Consider the following 17,749-nt stretch of genomic DNA (forward strand, 5'->3'; position numbering starts at 1 on the left):
GGTAAGATACACCTATGCTAGACAACAAGCTCAAAAGAGTTTGCTTTAGCATAGTGCGCTGATTTTAGGTTTTCTAAACATCTCACTTGTCCAGATTAAAGTCGGTTTAGTGTACTTTCGAGTATGGTTAAATCGGCTTTTTGTTCTATGATGTGAATTTAAGCGTTTTGCTTATATGGTAAATGGATCCTGACCTGCGTCAGGAAGACGATGGAGTGGGGTGAAGCGTAGTGACAGTAGAGCAACTGTTATCGAGCAAATTATCTACCACCTTGAAGTACATATCTTCTTCGTCTCCCTGAACTTGCTTCAGGGTCTAGTGAAGATAACGACATACAAATAAACACATTCAAAATGATTTATTTAAGCGAATCATTCTGAATGTTTTGAGAGGGTCAGCATTGACCTGTTTCAACTCCAAAAAACCGGTAAGATATACCTAAGCTGGTTAATCGAAGTAAAGAGACATAGCGCTGTTATTAAAAAGTCATAGCGCTTTATAGATTCCAACTCCACCAATTAAGCCTGCACAGTGTGTAGGCTTTTTTATTGGTGCTAATTGAAGGTGCTGCAGATGAATGTGTTTAATCTACTTGATATGTCAAAAGTACCGTTGCCAGATAGCATCACAATATTGGACTATGAGCAAAAGTTTCAAGCGCTGAAAGATAAGCTATTAGCAAAGCACCCTGAATTTTCAGATGCGCTGACCTTAGAATCAGAGCCATTGGCCATCATGCTAGAAATGATGGCGTATCAAACATTGTTATTTGACAGTCAATTAAATGATGCAGTTAAAGGCAATATGTTAGCTTCGGCGACAGGCAATGATTTAGATGCTATTGCGGCGCGATATAACTTATCTCGCCAAGCTGCGAGCTCAAATGTTCATGAAAAAGAAAGCGATACGCGTTTTAGACGCCGCATTCAAATGGTGTTTGAGGGCTTAAATACAGCAGGAAGTAAACAGGCATATCAGTTTCATGCTTTATCAGCTGATGCTCGTGTTAAAGATGTTTATGTTTATAGTCCACAACCCTGTGTTGTTGAACTCACGATATTGAGCCATGAAGGTCATGGTATACCTTCTAATGAGTTAGTAGCAAAGCTACGTAACCATTTTGGCTTATTACCCGATGGCAGAGGGCCAAGTGAAGAGGCGTCAAAAGTGAGGCCATTGGGCGATAAAGTGTCGATTTTTACCCCAAATGTTGTGCCGTATCATATTGAGGTTAACTTAGTAATTGCTCCCGGGCCTTCGGCATCAAGTGTTGAGGCGACGGTTAAAGCGGCGCTTGATGAATATATTGCACAGCAAACTTTATTAGGGCGAGACATTAGCCAAATGGGGCTCTTTAGTGCCATTAATCAACCAGGTGTTGAAAATGGCCAAGTATTAAGCCCAAGTACAGATGTACCAATATCTGCCGACTCAGTCGCACACTGCACAGGTATGGTGATTAATGCATCGGTGCGCCGAGGTGATGAATGAGTGACTTTAAAGCATTACCTGATCTGTTGCCCCATAATGCGTCACTGTTGATGCGCTCACTTGCTGAGTTATTAACATACCCTGATAAATCACGGTTATTAAAACACATTTGGCATCCACATGAATGCCCTGCAGAGCTATTACCTTGGCTTGCTTGGGCGTTGTCGGTAGATGATTGGAATGATGTGTGGTCTGAACACACTAAACGGCAAATGATTGATGATGCGTTTGTCGTCCATCAATTTAAAGCCACACCGTTTGCCTTAAAAAAAGCATTAGACAGTTTAAATATTGAAACCGATATTCATGAGTGGTGGCATCAAATAGATGCGCAGCCCGGCACCATCGTGGTTAACGCGATGGTGAACGAAAACCTTGATAGTAACGAGGAAGGGTTACTGACCAAAGCAATGCTTGCGCAAGTAAAGCGTATTATTGATACCGTTAAACGCGCTTCTATTCATGTCGAAGTGCAGTTGGGCATTTCGTTAAAAGAACAATTTGGTATGGGTATACATGCCAGTGCAGGGACGGGATTATTCTCCAAGGAAGGCGTATTCAAGGGGGTAAAGCCAGATGCGGGGTATGTTGATTTAGCCGCGTCGCTTAATGCTCAACCCGGTATTGGGTCTTTGCAACATCAAGGCGACTTTAACGGTGTGACACCGAATGACACTGAGGCAACGCTTGGCGCTGTACTTACGGGTCAAAAAGGGATTGGTGCGTTAGAGCATAATCTTGATATGACGGGGGTGGTGCCAAATGTAATGGCCGCAGGCTTAAACCTATACGGCTATGGCCAAGCGAATATTGCAGCAATGGAGGCGCAAGCGAGCTGGAAAGGTGTATGGCCAGAGTCATGTACTGCTACTACTGTGGTGTCAGCTGCATTATCTCAACTTCAACTTACTTATTTTACTCTACAAGGAGCGACGTAAATGTCTGCATTAACCTTGCAATTTACTCAAGCTGGTTTAAACGCGTTAATGACCGCCACACAGCGCGGTTTTAAAGGCAAAATCAGCCACATGGCATTTGGTGACAGTGCCTATACACCAGATAAAACTCAAACAGCGCTTAAGGGCGAAAAAGAACGGGTCGCCATTGCCGACACCGATTATTCCGATGGCGAAGGCAGCAGCTTAAAAATAGCAGGTAAGTTTGATGCGCCGATTGAATATGCGATTCGTGAAATAGGGGTATTCATTGAATCACCAAACTATAGCGGCGAAGGTGAGCTTGAGCTTATTTTACTGGGTGTGTACTCGAAACCAGATACGACGCTTGGTTATCGTACACCCGATGTAAAAGTACTCCAGTGGTTAACCTTATCGTTGGCTCAGTTACCTTCGCAGAGTGTTGAGATAAAAGTTGGCGTTGATAATCTTAACCTGATTGTAGATAGAGAGCTGGCTGATATGACCTTGGTTCAACTCAACACCATGGCGCGTCAAATTGAACAAGAGCTTCGTTTGGTTGCCCTCGAACAAGCTTAATCAACAAAGTTAAGGAAATACGATGTCAAATCAAGAAAAACCGATGAGCCAACGGCTCACGGACGTGGTGGTCGCCGCCGACAACCTAACTCAAACCGTACAAGATAAAATTGGCAATATTGATGCTACAGTAGCTGCAAAATCAGCAGAGGTTGATCAAAAAATTGCAAGTGCAGAAACAGAGTTTAATAATTGGAAAAATTCAATTGTAGAAACAATTAATGGTCTTAATGTAACGAAAATAGGCAATGAAAAACACTTTTCATTTGAGCGAATACTTAGTGCTGGAGGGTACACTCGCGAAGCTGATGGTTCTGATGCTGATTACCCATATTGTGCAAACCCTCAACCTCCATATTACATTAACATGTTGGAGTTTAAATCGACAACGAACCACCTTACATATGGTGATTATGGAGACTACTTCAAAATTGAATTTATGATGTGTCACCGAGGTATGTTTGCAACAGAGGGATATACAGATCACTTAATATTAACAGGGACTTCTTACCAAGACTCCGTTGCCTGTCAGCTAGAAGTTAAGAAAATAGCGAATGACAGTAGCTTAAGCGTATTTATTTCAGAGCCAAATAATCTAGAAAAAGAAATACCGCTAACGAATGCTATGGAAGGGACTATTCTACCTGTTTCATATCGCTCGATTGGACAAGGATACAACCAAGGCTTTGCAAGAGTGTCATTAAAAGTTGATACACGCCCACATTGTGGCTCAACTCGCGCTATTTCAGTTGATACAAAATATACGTCGCACTTAGGTCAGCCCGCTGTAAATTATATAACGCAAGAAAAACCGACATGGGAGCAATAATCATGGAAAGAGATTTAAGTTCATTAGAGTCACAAATGCCTATCGAAGATATCTTAGAGTTTGGTAAATGGTCAACAGTTAAGGCTATACGAGATGCCAATTTAAAAGCGACAGATTGGTATGTTACTAAAAGCCAAGAAACAGGTGAGGCTTTAACTGAGGAGTTTAAAAGCTACCGTCAAGCACTGCGTGATATTCCTCAAACATATACAAATCCTGATGATGTTGTTTGGCCAGTAAAGCCGGTATTGTAACCTACTTCGGTCGTATCGTCCGCCCTAAATTTCCAGCCATTCTGGCTGAGCTTTTAATCAGAGAATCACTATGAATCAACGTAGTACCCTAGTACGAAAGGTACTTGAGTGCCTCACGTCTGGATTGGGCGGTATCGCTCAGGTAGGGCTGTTAAAGCCGAGCATGCCGTATCCAGATTTAACGCAAGTCGCGCAAGTATGTGTGCAAGTCTTAGCTGAGCGTCAAGCCAGTGAGTTGCAAGCAAAAGGCGCCGACGCTGGCGTCACTTACGGGCCAACTTCAAATAAGAATTTGAGCCCTAACCCGCTCGATAGGCGGGTATTAACCTTGCAACTGGACTTAGAAGTAGAGCAGGCCGACAGTGATGCACTACTGACGCGTTTAGATGGGGTGATTGAGCGATGTGAAGCGCTGATGCAGGCGGACGATATGGCCACTCCTTGGCAGTTTTTTATTCCGTACAATATCGACTTTGCGTTTACTAAGCAGCCGAGCAGCGTAATTGGTAAAGCGACGTTAACTTGGCAGTTTTATTACCAAGTTGAGATTGTGGAAGTGTGTGATTTACCACCGGTCAGTGAAGTGTATTTAGGCCCAGAAGGGGGCGAACATTGGCTTATTGCCAAAACCCCAGCAGAGGTTGAGACGCCATCAGGCAGCGGGAGTGCTTAATTATGATAGCCAACCCATTACAAACCAATTTAGCCCAAGCCGACATGCAGCATCGGCTCGCTAAGTTAATTTCGTTAGGCACTGTGAATGAGGTGGATTACGAAAAAGCGCTAGTCAGAGTCACCATTGGTGATTGGTTAACCTCTTGGTTACCTTGGCTTACAGCGCAAGCGTTTAACGACTTAACTTGGCAAGCCCCAGAAGTCGGTGAGCAAGTGGTGGTATTGGCCCCGTGTGGTGACTTAGCGCAAGGGGTGGTGTTAGGGAGTTTATATCAACAAGACCATAACGTAGACAAAGTGGCCAGCGATGTAGCAAAAGAGAGCCGTAAACACGTGCAACGCACGGTATATCAAGATGGCTCCTTGGTTGAGTACGACCGCGAAAAGCATCGCTACTATATTGATATAAAAGGTGAAGAGGCAACGGTTGATGTTGTATCTGCCGGAACACTTAATATAACTACAGAAAAAGATATCACCGTAATTACCTCCGCCAATGCAACGGTTAACGCAACACAAAACATCACGGTTTCAGCCACAGAAGCGCTTAAGTTATCTGGTAAAACAGTCGACATTAGTGCAACTGGGGGAGATGTGACGGTGGACGCCAGTGCCGGAATTGGGATTAAAGCGGCTAACACATTAAAGCTCAATGGCGCGAATATTAGTGCACAGGAGTAAGTATGCCAGCAATCTCATTAGATGGTGCGATGACCAATGTTCACGCGCTGTTTTTACCGGGTAAAGCCAGTGCAACACAGGGCAGCTTTACAGTGGCGGGTAAGCCGGCGCTTAGAGAAGGCGACCCCATTAGTACGCATGTATTGTCAACAGACCCAAGTGTAAAACATGAAGGCAAGGCGATATCTGCGGGCGCAGGCAGCTTTACCATTGAAGGTAAAGCGGTTGCTCGTATTGGTGACCCCACCGACTGTGGCGGGCAGTTGGCGCAAGGCGAAGGCGGCTTTACAGTTGGCGGATAACGCTTAATCATCATTAATTTCAGGTATATAAGGCAACGTTATGCTTGGCATGAACGCAAAAACAGGAAAGCCCCTCGCGGGGGTTGAGCATTTAAAGCAAAGTATTCACGACATTGTGACCACACCTATCGGTAGCAGGGTGATGCGCAGAGATTATGGCTGTGGCTTATTTGACTTACTGGATAGTCCGTATTCGACCAGTATGGTGGGAGATATCACCTTGGTTGTCTCTAATGCACTAGAAAAGTGGGAACCTCGCTTTGAACTGGAGTCAGTCGCAGTGCAACCAACAGGTGATGGGAAGCTATCGATTGATATCAGTGGTTTGTATTTAATTAGTGGTGAGCCAGTGCTCATCGAAGGTATACAAATTTAATTTAGTACGGCCAATCAAAATGGCCTTACATTTTTTAATTCTCAAAAACCACGCCAAGCGTGGTTTTTTTGTTTCTAACTGACATACCCTTAAAGGAGATTCATATGTCAAAATTTCTACATGGTGTAGAGGTAATCGAGGCGCAATCAGGCACTCGTCCAATTAAAACAGTAAAAAGCTCAGTAATTGGCTTGATAGGTACGGCGCCTTTTGCAGATGAAGACGCTTTTCCTTTAAATACACCGGTACTTATTGCTGGTAAACGTGCAGAAGCGGCTAAATTAGTTAATCCTAGTAATACCGATTTTGCAGCGCGCTTACAAACTTTGCGTGATGCGGCTCTGGCTGTTGAAGTCACTAAATTCAAAGCTGAAAATAATGACACCGCGCCTACCGCGGATGAGTTAAAAGCACTGACTGAAAAAGTTAAAAAGGCGGTAACAGACGTAGAGTATGACAGAAAAGGGACTTTGGTTCCTGCTGTGGATGGTATTTTTGACCAAGCGGGCGCAGTCATTATTGTTGTGCGTGTTGCGGACGGTGATGAAGCAACGGTAACTCAACGAATTGTAGGCGGTGTGGCTGCTGATGGTTCGTATGAAGGGATGCAAGCATTCTTAGGCGCTGAATCAGTCGTGGGTGTTGCACCGCGTATTTTAGTGGCACCTGGCTATACACATCAGAAAAATGGTTCTGAGAAAAACCCAGTTGTAACAGACATGGTGGCGATTGCGAACCGTTTACGTGCTGTGATCATCGCTGATGGTCCAAATACCAATGATGACGATGCAAAAGCATATCGTAAAGACTTCGGTTCTCGTCGTGTATTTGTGGTTGACCCTGCGGTGCGTGTTTTCCGTGATGGTCAATCAGTAGTTGAACCAGCCAGTGCACGTGTTGCAGGTATGATTGCAAAATCAGACAACGACCGTGGTTTTTGGTGGAGCCCAAGTAACACCAATATGAATGGTATTGTTGCTACAGCACGCCCAATCGATTTCCAATTAGGTGACTCAAATGCACGTGCTAATTTATTAAATGAAAATGAAGTAGCAACGATTATCCGTCAAAATGGCTTTAAGCTATGGGGTAACCGCACATGTTCTGATGACCCTAAATGGGCATTCTTATCTGTGGTACGTACAGCTGATATGATCAACGATTCATTGCTTCGTGCTCACATGTGGGCGGTTGACCGTAACATTACTAAAACATACATCGATGATGTTGTACAAAGTGTACAGGGTTACCTCGATAGCCTTAAAGCACAAGGTGCTATTTTAGGTGGCGAAATCTGGGCTGATGAAGAGCTTAACACGCCAATTAATATCCAAGCGGGTAAAGTATATTTTAGCTTTGATTTCACGCCACCAACACCGGCTGAACACATTACCTTTAAAAGCATCCTTACTAACAACTACCTAGAGGAAATCGTATAATGGCAACATCTCCTAAGATCCTAAAAAAATTCAAATTATTTGTTGATGGTAAGGGCTACCTTGGTATCGCTGATGAGATTACGTTACCTAAAGTAACGGTTAAAACTCGTGAAATAACGTCTGGTTTTCAAGCGCCTATTGAATTAGATGTAGGTCAACTTGAAAAAATGGAAGGCACAATTACGCTGCTTGAATACAGTTCAGATGTATTGAAACTTATGGGTGGCTGGGGTGGCGACACTAAACCACTTGTTGCTCGTGGTGCAATTCAAGCACAAGGTCAAGCACCAGTGCCGGTAAAAGTAACGTTGTCTGGTTTCTTCAAAGAAATGGATATGGGTAACTGGAAAGATGGCGAAGAAGCCAAATTAACCATGCAATACGCAGTACAAAAATACAAGTTAGAAATTGGCGCAGATGTGATTTATGACATCGATTTAGCCAATGATGTTCGTATCGTTAACGGTGTTGACCAAATGGCGTTACTTCGCACAGCAATTGGAGCTTAATAAGTTATGACAGATATCATTAAACTGACTTTCCCAGTCACGGTCGATGCGCATGAGTATGCAGAGCTAAAGATGAGACGACCAAAGGTACGTGATAGATTAATGGTAGACAAAACGGATTTAAGCGAATCAGAAAGCGAAATTCGTTACTTCTCACATTTGTGTGAAGTATCTCCAGACGTCATTGAAGAATTAGACTGGAGCGACTTTGTCAAACTAAGAGAAAAGCTACAGGCTTTTCTCGTATCCCGCCCAAGCGCTTAAAATCCATGGTGATAGCCCTCGCAAAATACACCGGGTGGGGCTTACAAGAATTAAACGGCTTAACCGAATCAGAGCTATGCGACTGGTTCGAAGCAGCCGTTGAATATAAAAAAGAAACGGAGGCAGGTCATTGACCTGCCTTTTTTATCTGTAGACTGCATGTTTTATGATCTTATTTAACTTCAGGTTTGGGTCAGGGTTTTTGAATAGGAAATATTCTGTAAACAAACTTACGTACAATCCAATGAGGTTATTTAAATAGATAAGCCAAATCACATTTAACACGACTCACGAAGTGGTACTCACTTATTGTTATTTGGCATATCTTTTTCAACTCTACTGGCCATCGGCCCACTATTTCACGCTTGTTATTTCAGTTATGTACAAGTCTTGCTATTGATGCAGGCGGGTGCACTGGCAGGCAAGTACTCAGCTCACTTCTTTGCATCCCCCAGGTATAGCTATGAAACGTCACGGATCATCTGATCAAAAACGCGGTGCGAAAAAATCTCCCGCAGCCAGCAAAAAAAAGGCAAATAACGCCAATAAAGTTAAAAATAAGTTACCAAAAATTCAGCAAGATCAAGCAAAATCAGCGCAGTTTATCGCTGAGGCGGTAAAGAGCATCAAAGCGTCAGGTGCAATTGTGCAGCCTGACTCAATTGAACCTGTATTGGCTCAATTGGCGAAGTTTAATGTGAATCAACTCATGCTTGACAATGGTAACGTGCTCAAAAAACAATTGGCAAATTTGAGTCGGGTGGCTGTCAGTAACCCTGGTGATAATAGCGCTGTTGAACTGATAAAGACGCAGAAAAAGTCAGCGCAAGGCGAGGCTGATACGGCTAATAATATTGCGGCAAATGAGCTTGCGGTACAAGTAGGTAAAGGTGGCAACTTATCTGAGGCTATTTCTGGATTGAGTCAGCATATTGGTGAACTTGACTTTACGCAGTTTCAGCAAGTTATTACGCAAGACTTATCGGCTCTGACACACGCCATTCCAGGGATGAGTAGCGCAATTGATGTGGCAGGGCTCACTGATATATTGTTGCAGCATAGCGCGACATTCTCCGCCAGCAATGGTGAGAAAGCACTTTCACAGCAACTTGATTTATTGACCTCGACTGCGCCACAAATCTTAGATGCGTTGAACATGTCTGAAGCGACTGACTCACTCAAAACGGGGCTGGCGACTTTTAATCAGTTAGATATTTCAGGCATGATGGATGGTGACTTGTCGAGCTTAACGGCGACAGCACCACAAGTGCTAGAGCATATGGGATTTGGCCAAGCTGCCAATGTAGTTGGAAAGGCACTGCCAGTACTAGATAAGTTAGACGCTGGCGCAGTTTTGCAGGGCGATTTAAGCGCTTTGGCAGATGCAGCTCCCGCTGCACTTGATGCGTTAAACATGCCGCAAGCGGCACAAACAATTGAGACCATGTTACCTGCATTACAGAGCATTGATACCGGTGCCATTATGCAAGGCGATTTAAGCTCGCTAAAAGATGCGGCACCAGCGCTCATTAAAGCCGTTGATATTGATGCCTTGAATCAATCAATAGCACAGAATATTCCAGCACTTGCCCAACTCGATTTAGCGGGGGCAGTAGAGGGTGACTTAAGCAGCTTATTAAATACCGGCCCAGATCTTCTGCGCATGGCTAACTTTGGCGGTGCTGCAGATGCGGTGCAAACAGCTATGCCTGCTTTACAACAGTTAGACATGAAAGGGTTAATGAATGGTGATTTAAGCTCGCTTAAAGAGGCAGCCCCTGAGTTAATTAAGACGCTTGATTTAGAGGGTATTCATAATTCTATTACACAAAAAATCCCTGCGCTGGAGCAATTAGATTTAGTGGGCGTGGCACAAGGTGACTTGACGAGTCTACTTGATACCGCGCCAGATATGCTGCGTTCAGCTAATTTGGGCGGTGCAGCAGATGCAATACAAGCGGCTTTACCAGCACTTAAACAGCTAGATCCAACAGGGATAATGAATGGTGATTTAACGTCATTAATGGACGCTGGACCTGATGCACTAAGAGCATTTGGTTTAGGCGATGCAGCTGATAAGTTTAGCGAAGCGCTCCCAGCACTGAAACAGCTTGATATGAAGGGGATTGCCAGTGGTGATATTTCGACGTTACTGGATGCTGCGCCTGGCATATTAAGTACTTTAGGTTTAGAGGGTGCTGCGAGTGCTATGGAAGCGGCATTGCCTGCGTTAAAGCAGCTAGATGTAAAAGGGATTATGGGGGGAGACCTAGATTCATTATTAAATGCAGGTCCTGATTTACTCAATGCCTTTGGGTTTGATGGGGCAGCCTCATTTATGCAAGATCATGCGGCTACATTAGCTAAACTGGACTTTAAAGGTATTCTAAAAGGTGATTTATCTTCATTGACTGGCGCTTTACCTGATTTACTAGATGGGTTTGGTTTAGGGGGAATCGCTGATATGTTCTCAAGCGGGGAAGCAGAGTCTGAATTTGACGTGCCTGACCGAGAAGATAAAGAGAAAAAAAGAAAGCCTAAAAAACGCAAGCGCAAAGGCGGTAAGAGAGGCCACAGACGCAATAGCAAAGGAAATAACAGTCGGCGAATTTACCAAGACGATAATGCTGAAAATGAAAAACAAGTGCCAAAGAGCAATAAAAAGCCTTGGGCTAAAGACTCAACAGCTGACATTAAGGCACAGCTAAAAGCGAAGCCTAAAGCAAAGCCGAAGTTATCGATTATTGACGGCGGATTATCAGAGACTGAGCAAAATCAAAAGTCAGGTAAAAATCGCACCAAGGCAAGCAATACTAAATTAGGAAAACCGGTTGCAGCGAATGATCCTATTTTCAGTAAGTCGGTAAAAAGAGGCTTTAAAGGCAAAGGGTTAATTAAAGGTATCACAAGAAGCCCATTAGGTAAGCTATTTGGCAAACTAGCAGCGCCTGTAACGGCGGTAATGGGGGCGATGGATGTCGCGTCAACCTTATCAGATGATAGCTTAACGAAAAAAGAAAAGTCACAGCAAGTAGGACAAGCCGCTGGAGGTGCAGGTGGTGCACTTGCGGGCGCCGCTGCGGGTGCAGCAATTGGGTCGGTTATTCCTGTATTTGGCACGGCCATTGGTGGCATCGTGGGTGGTGCATTAGGCGCGTTCGGTGGTGAATCGTTAGGCGGCATGTTAGGTGGGTGGTTTGGCAATACGCTAGATGACTCCGACAGTAAAGCACAAGAGCGAAAAAGCAGTAAAGCCGATACTCGTGCCAGTGAATTAGCCGATGCTAAAACAACAGGCAGCTCAGTAAAAGCACAAGGTGAGTCATCTAAAGTGCACAATACGATGCCCACAGTAAGTAAAAAAGGCGGTGTATTTAGCAAGATAATGGCAAGTCCAGTCACAAAAATACTGGGTGCTACAGGTATTGGTGCGGCATCAAATGCGCTGGGTGGTTTAATTGGGAGTTTATTTGCTGATACACCATCAAAAAGTGAAGAGCATTCAAAGGAGGGTGTAAACACTGCTTCAAGTGCTACGACACAGCCAGGCAGCTACGTAAGTACTTCGTTAGATTACGTAAAAAATAATGTCATTAATGAAGCGAATATGTTTGCCGGCATGGCTGCAGAGATGGAAAAAAATGCGGGTATTAATAATGGTCCGATGAATAAGTTATCGGCTGTAGGCACTAACGCCGGACGTATACTCAATGGGCACACGATATTAAAAGCTGCAAATGATGATTCACTATCATTAAAGCAAAAAGCAACCACTATGGGTGGTACAGCAGCAGGTTGGGGAGCCAGTGAATGGGTCTCGAACAAAATGGGTAAATCGAAAAATGGTGCTATACGCATGCTCGCACCAGTTGCTGGGTATGCAACCAATGCGATTGTGGGGGCATTAGGTGGTGGCCTCTCTGGCTTGTTGGTTGATACATTATTTGGAAAAGATAAGGTGAGTGAAGTCGATTCACCTAAATTAGTCGATGGCACAGCGACTAAAGGCAATACTTTAAACATCAAATCGTTGGCACCAACCAGTACGCGCACATCAACGGTACAATCAGGTAAAACGCCAGTCAGTGGCGGCAGTGTGACGGTCAATGCCAACATTACCGTCAATACGACGCCTGGCATGTCTGCAGTTGAAATTGCAGAACAGATAAAACAGGTACTTGAACAAAAACAATTGCAAGCGCAACGTGATTTGCGTACTCGTTATATTGATGAGGTAGCTTAATGGAAAAAGTAGGTAATGCATCACATATGATGCAATTAGGTAAGTTTAAATTTTCTGTTGGAGGCGCTGCTTTTGACAACTTAAAGTTTAATACGGATTACCGCTGGAAAACACAGGATTCGCAAACAGAAAATAGCAGCCCCGCAATGCAGTTTGTGGGGATAGGAGATCAAACGCTTAGCTTGACGGGGACAATATATCCTCAGCTGGTGAAAGATGGTCTTACCCAAATTGATAGTATGCGAGCAGAGGCAATGACTCAGCTACCACTCAAACTTACCTATGTGCAAGCAAGTGGTAAGTCAGACCCCAGTGTTGGTCGCGTTTTGGGCAATTGGATCATTATGTCAATCAGTGAAGATCGAACGTTGTTTTTGAATGATGGTATTCCAAGAGAAATTAAGTTCTCGATGGAATTAAAGCGTCATGATGCAAACACTAAATAATGAGGTGTGCCAATGAATGAGAACGGGGTAACGTATATCACCCGAGATGGAGATTGCTTAGATAATATCTGTTGGCGCCATTATGGACGCAGTAGCGGAATGGTTGAGCTCGTTTTAGAGGCGAACCACGGGCTTGCGGAAAAAGGCGCGATTTACTGTGAAAATATCGCCATTTTCTTGCCTGAAGTGATCACAAAACCGATTTCAGATAACGTCATTAATATATGGGATTGAGGAGAAAAAGATGAATTTACAACCTCAGTTTTCAATTAAAGCAAATGGCAATGAGGTGGCTGAGCGGCTACGAGATCGAATGGTCGAGGTGCGTGTAAGTTTGAAAACGGGGTTGCAAAGTGATGCATGCTACGTACGATTTGATAACCTCGGAACAGCACCAATACAAAACCCTAAGCCGACCGATATTGTTGAAATTGCCATGGGATATAAAAATGGTGCGGCCGATAAAGCGGCCAAACTTATTCCTTTAGGATCATTTGAAGTGGGGGAGTATAGCGTATCTGGACCGATTCGTTCACTTGAGTTGTTTGGCAATAAAGTGCTCTGGCAGACAGGGTTGAAAGCACCAAAGCAAAAATCGTGGCCAGCTGATCCTAATACGCCACAAAAGCTTGGGGATCTCGTCTCCGATATTGCCTCGGAACATGGTTTAGACCCAAAGGTTGGTGCGCAGTTTAGTACCATAGAGTTACCGCATATTGAACAAAGTGAAAGTGATTTACAGCTATTAAGTAAATTGGCTGAGCAGTATGATGCTATTTTGAAAATTGCCCAAGATAAATTGATATTTATGGGCAGAGGGACGGGAAAATCGTTATCAGGAAAGCCGTTAAAAGAAGTGGATATTGACGTAAGCCAGATACTATCTTGGCATTTTATGGAAGATGCCTATCGTGCTGTTGGAGAAGTTAAAGCCTATTTTTATGATATGAATGAGGCGGTGCGTAAACCAGTAACTGCGGGGAGCGGTCAGCCTGCAATCGTACTGCCCTATGTATACGCCAATGAAGCATATGCAACACAAGCAGCGATGGCTAAACATGGAAGACTTAATCGCGCAGCTAAGTCAATTAGAGCCAAGGTGATAGGCGACCCTGCCATAGGCGCTGGTGCGGTTGTAAATTTAATCGGTACAGGCACATTGGCTGATGGTAAATGGTATGTCAGTGAGGTCGATCACTACATCACGAGTGAAGGGTTCGCATCTGATTTATTGTGCGAGCAAGTTAGTAGCTAACACTAGCCCGCAGCTCTAGCTAAATAGGATTACGACATTATTGTTGATTTAGCTAGGTAATCACACCAGTGGCACCTTAACTATGCTTAATGACCAAAGAGGTTGCAGCAAATTAAAACCTCATAGATCAGCAAACGCTAATAAAAACTCAAACTTAAAAATGGCTTAACGCAATGTTAAGCCTTTTTTGTATCCAAATTATGATGCTTTATGACATTTTTTGTAAAGCAAATAACCTTCTTCTATAACCCTACCTAGACACTCCTTTCTCCATATGGGCTATCCTCGCTTGCAAAAGCGGGCTCTGGCCTCCTTCCTACATTTTTGTATATCGTGCTGTGAGAGTTAATATGTTCAGCGCAAAATTATGTACCTAGTAATTATGTACTTAATAACTGCGTACTTAATAATTATGCACTTAATAATACAGCCACACCAAAGAACGCGAATACCCCGCCTATAATCATATTTCGAGTGATCACTTCTTTTTTTATCAAAGCCAATGTCATGACCATTAACGGTGCGGTGGCTAGCAGAGTTTGCGCGATAGCTGGGTCGGTATATTTGACCGCACCAAGCTGTAACCATAGACCGATAAAAGTGCCAAAGAATACCGCAACGATCAGCCATTTCTTATTACTGATCCCGCTCAGCTTCACAGCTTGATTAATGCTGTGATCCTTCAAAAATACAACCAGCATAGCAACTGTCATGGTGCCTGAAAATAAACGGATCATAGCTGCCCATAAACTGCTCGTTGCCTCATCTGCCATTCCTGCCTTAGACATGACCATTCCGGCTGCTTGACACGCGGCCGCCAGTAGCGCAAAGCACGCCCCAATTTTGTATTTTTTCTTATCAAGAGGAGGCAATTTTATACGTGGTTTAATCGCTAAGATGACGCCCATTGTGGTAACAATAATACCGGTCCATGCCATGGCATTTAGGTAGGTGCCTAGTATTAAAATGTTGAGTATGCCAGCGATGGCAGGTGCCATAGATTCAATCACTAATGTTCTTGCTGGACCTATATTTCTCAGGGCTGCAAAATACGCACTATCTCCCACTGCAATTCCAATTATGCCACTGGCAACTAACCATATCCATGCACTTGTTTCACTGGGTATGGCACTATCTTGCAGTAGCACTAGGCTAATACACATCATGGTGCAGGCCATTACGCCTTTACTTATGTTTAATTCTAACGGTGATAAAGAGTGACTAAAACGTTTGTAGATGACTGTTGAACTTGCCCATACCATTGCTGCACTGATAGCTGCAATCTCTCCTAATCCCACATTCAACATCTGTTGTCCTTATATTTACTGAATTATTTGTCATATTTTTTGATTATTACAACTTCAGGCAAAGAAACAATCAAATAAAGTATAAATGTTTAGACGTCTGTACATCTAGAGGTTGAAATTTCTGTGGTTGTGGTCATAATAACAAGGTATCTTAAACTCAGGAGAAGCGTGTGCCGATCACCGTCAAAGACGAATTACCTGCTATTGTGCAATTGCGGCAAGAAAACGTGTTTGTAATGCCAAAAAGTCGTGCGAAGTCGCAAGAAATTAGACCTATGCGGTTGGCAATTCTAAACTTGATGCCTAACAAGGTAGAAACCGAAGTACAGTTTATTCGTTTATTGGCCAACTCTCCTTTACAAGTCAATGTTGACCTATTGCGTTTAGATACGCACCGCAGCTCTGAAAACTCAGAGCAACACCTAGATATGTTTTATCGTTATTTTTCAGATGTGAAGAATCAAAATTATGATGCTTTAATTGTGACTGGTGCACCCCTTGCACATCTTGAATATGAAGACGTAACTTATTGGAATGAACTACAAGTATTTTTTGATTGGGCTGAAGGTCATGTGACATCGACGTTGTTCTCGTGTTGGGCAGCTCATGCTGGGCTATTTCATCATCATGGTTTAAAGCGAGCGCTGAAAAAGAATAAACTCTGTGGGGTGTTTAAACATCGTTGTTATTTTGAACATGGTGCGTTGACCCGAGGTTTTGACGATGAGTTTGTCGTACCACACTCACGGTATGGCCACATAGATGAAGAGAAAATACGCCAAACTGAGGATCTCATTACGTTGGCTGGTTCAGAAAGGGTTGGTGCGTATTTGGTTAAAAACCAATCTGGCAGTCAAGTGTATTTAACGGGTCATCCTGAGTATGATGCAGATACACTGCAAAAAGAATATAGGCGTGACCTCGAAAAAGGCCCCGATGCCGCAATGCCTGAAGGATATTTTCCAGATAACAATGCTGATAAAACACCTTCAAAAACGTGGCAAAGCCATGCCTTTTTGTTATTCTCAAATTGGTTAAACTACTATGTTTACCAAACCACACCGTATGATATTAATCTCGTTAGCCAAGATGTAAGGACTAACAACTATGCCGAATAATTTACCGCAGAATAAAAGTATCGCTTTAGCCGAGGCGATGAAAAATCGTATTTTGATCCTTGACGGTGCAATGGGGACCATGATCCAAGAATTCAAATTTGAGGAACAAGACTATCGTGGTGAGCGCTTTAAAGATTGGCATGTGTTGATCAAAGGTAATAACGATTTATTAAGCCTGACTAAGCCTGATGTGATCAGAGATATACACAGCCAGTTTTTAGCTGCTGGTGCAGATATTATTGAAACCAATACATTTAATGCCACGACTATTTCGATGGATGATTACGAGATGGCAAGTCTTAGTCGTGAAATTAATATAGAGTCGGCTAAATTGGCAAGAGCGGTGTGTGATGAGTTTACAGCACAAAACCCCAATAAACCGCGTTATGTTGCAGGTGTACTAGGGCCGACGTCAAAAACATGTTCAATTTCACCAGACGTTAACGATCCGGGTTATCGTAATATCACCTTTGACAAATTAGTTGCAGCGTATGTCGAGTCAACGCTCGCCCTTATTGAAGGTGGAGCAGATCTCATATTAATAGAAACTATTTTTGATACGCTCAATGCAAAAGCGGCATCATACGCGGTAGAAGAAGCGTTTGAACAAGCGGGCGTAACCTTACCTGTTATGATATCAGGCACTATCACAGATGCATCAGGGCGTACTTTATCTGGGCAAACAACGGAAGCATTTTACAACTCTATTCGCCATATTAAGCCCATTTCAATTGGCTTAAATTGCGCGTTAGGACCCGATCTATTGCGTCAGTATGTTGTCGAGTTATCGCGAGTGTGTGAGACATTTACATCGGTTCACCCGAATGCCGGTTTGCCCAATGAATTTGGTGAATATGATTTAGAAGCAGATGAGATGGCGAAAGAAATCGTTGATTGGGGAAAGGAAGGTTACATTAATATTGTTGGCGGATGTTGTGGTACCACACCCGCGCATATCAAAGCCTTTGCTGATGGTCTCGAGCATGTAGCTCCGCGGCCATTACCAGAGTTAGACGTGCGAATGCGTTTGGCTGGTCTTGAAGCCTGTAATCTGAATTAGGAA

General features: G+C 43.5%; 19 protein-coding genes. 18 read left to right on the top strand and 1 reads right to left on the bottom strand.

Translation table 11 applies throughout. From position 1 onward, the window contains the following. Nucleotides 1-574: 574 nt before the first annotated feature. The 16 genes from J8L97_RS14270 (at nucleotide 575) to J8L97_RS14345 (ending at nucleotide 14,261) form a co-directional block, all read left to right on the top strand. Nucleotides 575-1,492 carry a baseplate J/gp47 family protein gene (locus J8L97_RS14270; RefSeq protein WP_211050568.1) on the top strand — a complete coding sequence of 306 codons (918 nt, stop codon included), beginning with the start codon at nucleotides 575-577 and terminating at the stop codon, nucleotides 1,490-1,492. Further along, complete coding sequence (locus J8L97_RS14275; protein WP_211050570.1) at nucleotides 1,489-2,430, top strand: phage tail protein I; 942 nt, start codon at nucleotides 1,489-1,491, stop codon at nucleotides 2,428-2,430. Before J8L97_RS14270 ends, J8L97_RS14275 begins: the two co-directional genes overlap by 4 nt. After that, a complete protein-coding gene (locus J8L97_RS14280) occupies nucleotides 2,431-2,988 on the top strand; it encodes a phage tail protein (protein ID WP_211050572.1) in 558 nt (185 codons plus the stop codon). It abuts the gene before it with no gap. A 22-nt stretch (nucleotides 2,989-3,010) separates the two neighbouring features. Further along, a complete protein-coding gene (locus tag J8L97_RS14285) occupies nucleotides 3,011-3,817 on the top strand; it encodes a hypothetical protein (protein WP_211050574.1) in 807 nt (268 codons plus the stop codon). A 2-nt stretch (nucleotides 3,818-3,819) separates the two neighbouring features. Next, on the top strand, nucleotides 3,820-4,071 hold the full coding sequence (locus J8L97_RS14290; RefSeq protein ID WP_211050575.1) for a tail fiber assembly protein: 252 nt from the start codon (nucleotides 3,820-3,822) through the stop codon (nucleotides 4,069-4,071). Between the two features lie 70 nt (nucleotides 4,072-4,141). Continuing rightward, on the top strand, nucleotides 4,142-4,744 hold the full coding sequence (locus J8L97_RS14295; RefSeq protein WP_211050577.1) for a hypothetical protein: 603 nt from the start codon (nucleotides 4,142-4,144) through the stop codon (nucleotides 4,742-4,744). Between the two features lie 2 nt (nucleotides 4,745-4,746). Beyond that, nucleotides 4,747-5,427 (top strand): phage baseplate assembly protein V, encoded by a 681-nt coding sequence (locus J8L97_RS14300; protein WP_211050579.1) that lies wholly within the window; start codon nucleotides 4,747-4,749, stop codon nucleotides 5,425-5,427. Nucleotides 5,428-5,429: 2 nt separating this feature from the next. Further along, the gene (locus J8L97_RS14305) at nucleotides 5,430-5,729 is read left to right on the top strand and encodes a PAAR domain-containing protein (protein WP_192507061.1); all 300 of its coding nucleotides are present in this window, start codon (nucleotides 5,430-5,432) and stop codon (nucleotides 5,727-5,729) included. 40 nt (nucleotides 5,730-5,769) lie between these two features. Next, the gene (locus tag J8L97_RS14310) at nucleotides 5,770-6,105 is read left to right on the top strand and encodes a GPW/gp25 family protein (protein WP_192507062.1); all 336 of its coding nucleotides are present in this window, start codon (nucleotides 5,770-5,772) and stop codon (nucleotides 6,103-6,105) included. A 104-nt stretch (nucleotides 6,106-6,209) separates the two neighbouring features. Then, nucleotides 6,210-7,544 carry a phage tail sheath subtilisin-like domain-containing protein gene (locus tag J8L97_RS14315; protein ID WP_210997006.1) on the top strand — a complete coding sequence of 445 codons (1,335 nt, stop codon included), beginning with the start codon at nucleotides 6,210-6,212 and terminating at the stop codon, nucleotides 7,542-7,544. After that, nucleotides 7,544-8,053 carry a phage major tail tube protein gene (locus J8L97_RS14320; RefSeq protein ID WP_192507064.1) on the top strand — a complete coding sequence of 170 codons (510 nt, stop codon included), beginning with the start codon at nucleotides 7,544-7,546 and terminating at the stop codon, nucleotides 8,051-8,053. Before J8L97_RS14315 ends, J8L97_RS14320 begins: the two co-directional genes overlap by 1 nt. Nucleotides 8,054-8,059: 6 nt before the next feature. Next, a complete protein-coding gene (locus J8L97_RS14325) occupies nucleotides 8,060-8,317 on the top strand; it encodes a phage tail assembly protein (RefSeq protein WP_010364460.1) in 258 nt (85 codons plus the stop codon). 463 nt (nucleotides 8,318-8,780) lie between these two features. Next, nucleotides 8,781-12,560, top strand: a complete 3,780-nt coding sequence (locus J8L97_RS14330) for a hypothetical protein (RefSeq protein ID WP_211050581.1) — start codon at nucleotides 8,781-8,783, stop codon at nucleotides 12,558-12,560. Then, on the top strand, nucleotides 12,560-13,006 hold the full coding sequence (locus J8L97_RS14335) for a phage tail protein (protein WP_210997004.1): 447 nt from the start codon (nucleotides 12,560-12,562) through the stop codon (nucleotides 13,004-13,006). Before J8L97_RS14330 ends, J8L97_RS14335 begins: the two co-directional genes overlap by 1 nt. A 12-nt stretch (nucleotides 13,007-13,018) precedes the next feature. Beyond that, complete coding sequence (locus tag J8L97_RS14340) at nucleotides 13,019-13,240, top strand: tail protein X (protein WP_192507067.1); 222 nt, start codon at nucleotides 13,019-13,021, stop codon at nucleotides 13,238-13,240. A 10-nt stretch (nucleotides 13,241-13,250) separates the two neighbouring features. Beyond that, the gene (locus tag J8L97_RS14345; RefSeq protein ID WP_211050583.1) at nucleotides 13,251-14,261 is read left to right on the top strand and encodes a phage late control D family protein; all 1,011 of its coding nucleotides are present in this window, start codon (nucleotides 13,251-13,253) and stop codon (nucleotides 14,259-14,261) included. 410 nt (nucleotides 14,262-14,671) lie between these two features. Here J8L97_RS14345 and J8L97_RS14350 read toward each other — a convergent pair whose 3' ends face one another. Continuing rightward, nucleotides 14,672-15,568, bottom strand: coding sequence for a DMT family transporter (locus J8L97_RS14350; protein WP_211050585.1), 897 nt, complete (start codon nucleotides 15,566-15,568; stop codon nucleotides 14,672-14,674). A 170-nt stretch (nucleotides 15,569-15,738) separates the two neighbouring features. On the opposite strand from J8L97_RS14350, the gene metA reads away from it, so the two are divergent. After that, nucleotides 15,739-16,686 (top strand): homoserine O-succinyltransferase, encoded by a 948-nt coding sequence (gene metA, locus J8L97_RS14355; RefSeq protein WP_211050587.1) that lies wholly within the window; start codon nucleotides 15,739-15,741, stop codon nucleotides 16,684-16,686. Next, nucleotides 16,676-17,746 (top strand): homocysteine S-methyltransferase family protein, encoded by a 1,071-nt coding sequence (locus tag J8L97_RS14360; RefSeq protein WP_211050588.1) that lies wholly within the window; start codon nucleotides 16,676-16,678, stop codon nucleotides 17,744-17,746. Before metA ends, J8L97_RS14360 begins: the two co-directional genes overlap by 11 nt. The last annotated feature ends 3 nt before the right edge of the window (nucleotides 17,747-17,749 follow it).

This window comes from Pseudoalteromonas sp. MMG012, assembly GCF_018100875.1.
In the GTDB taxonomy this organism is placed as follows: Bacteria; Pseudomonadota; Gammaproteobacteria; order Enterobacterales; family Alteromonadaceae; genus Pseudoalteromonas; species Pseudoalteromonas aurantia.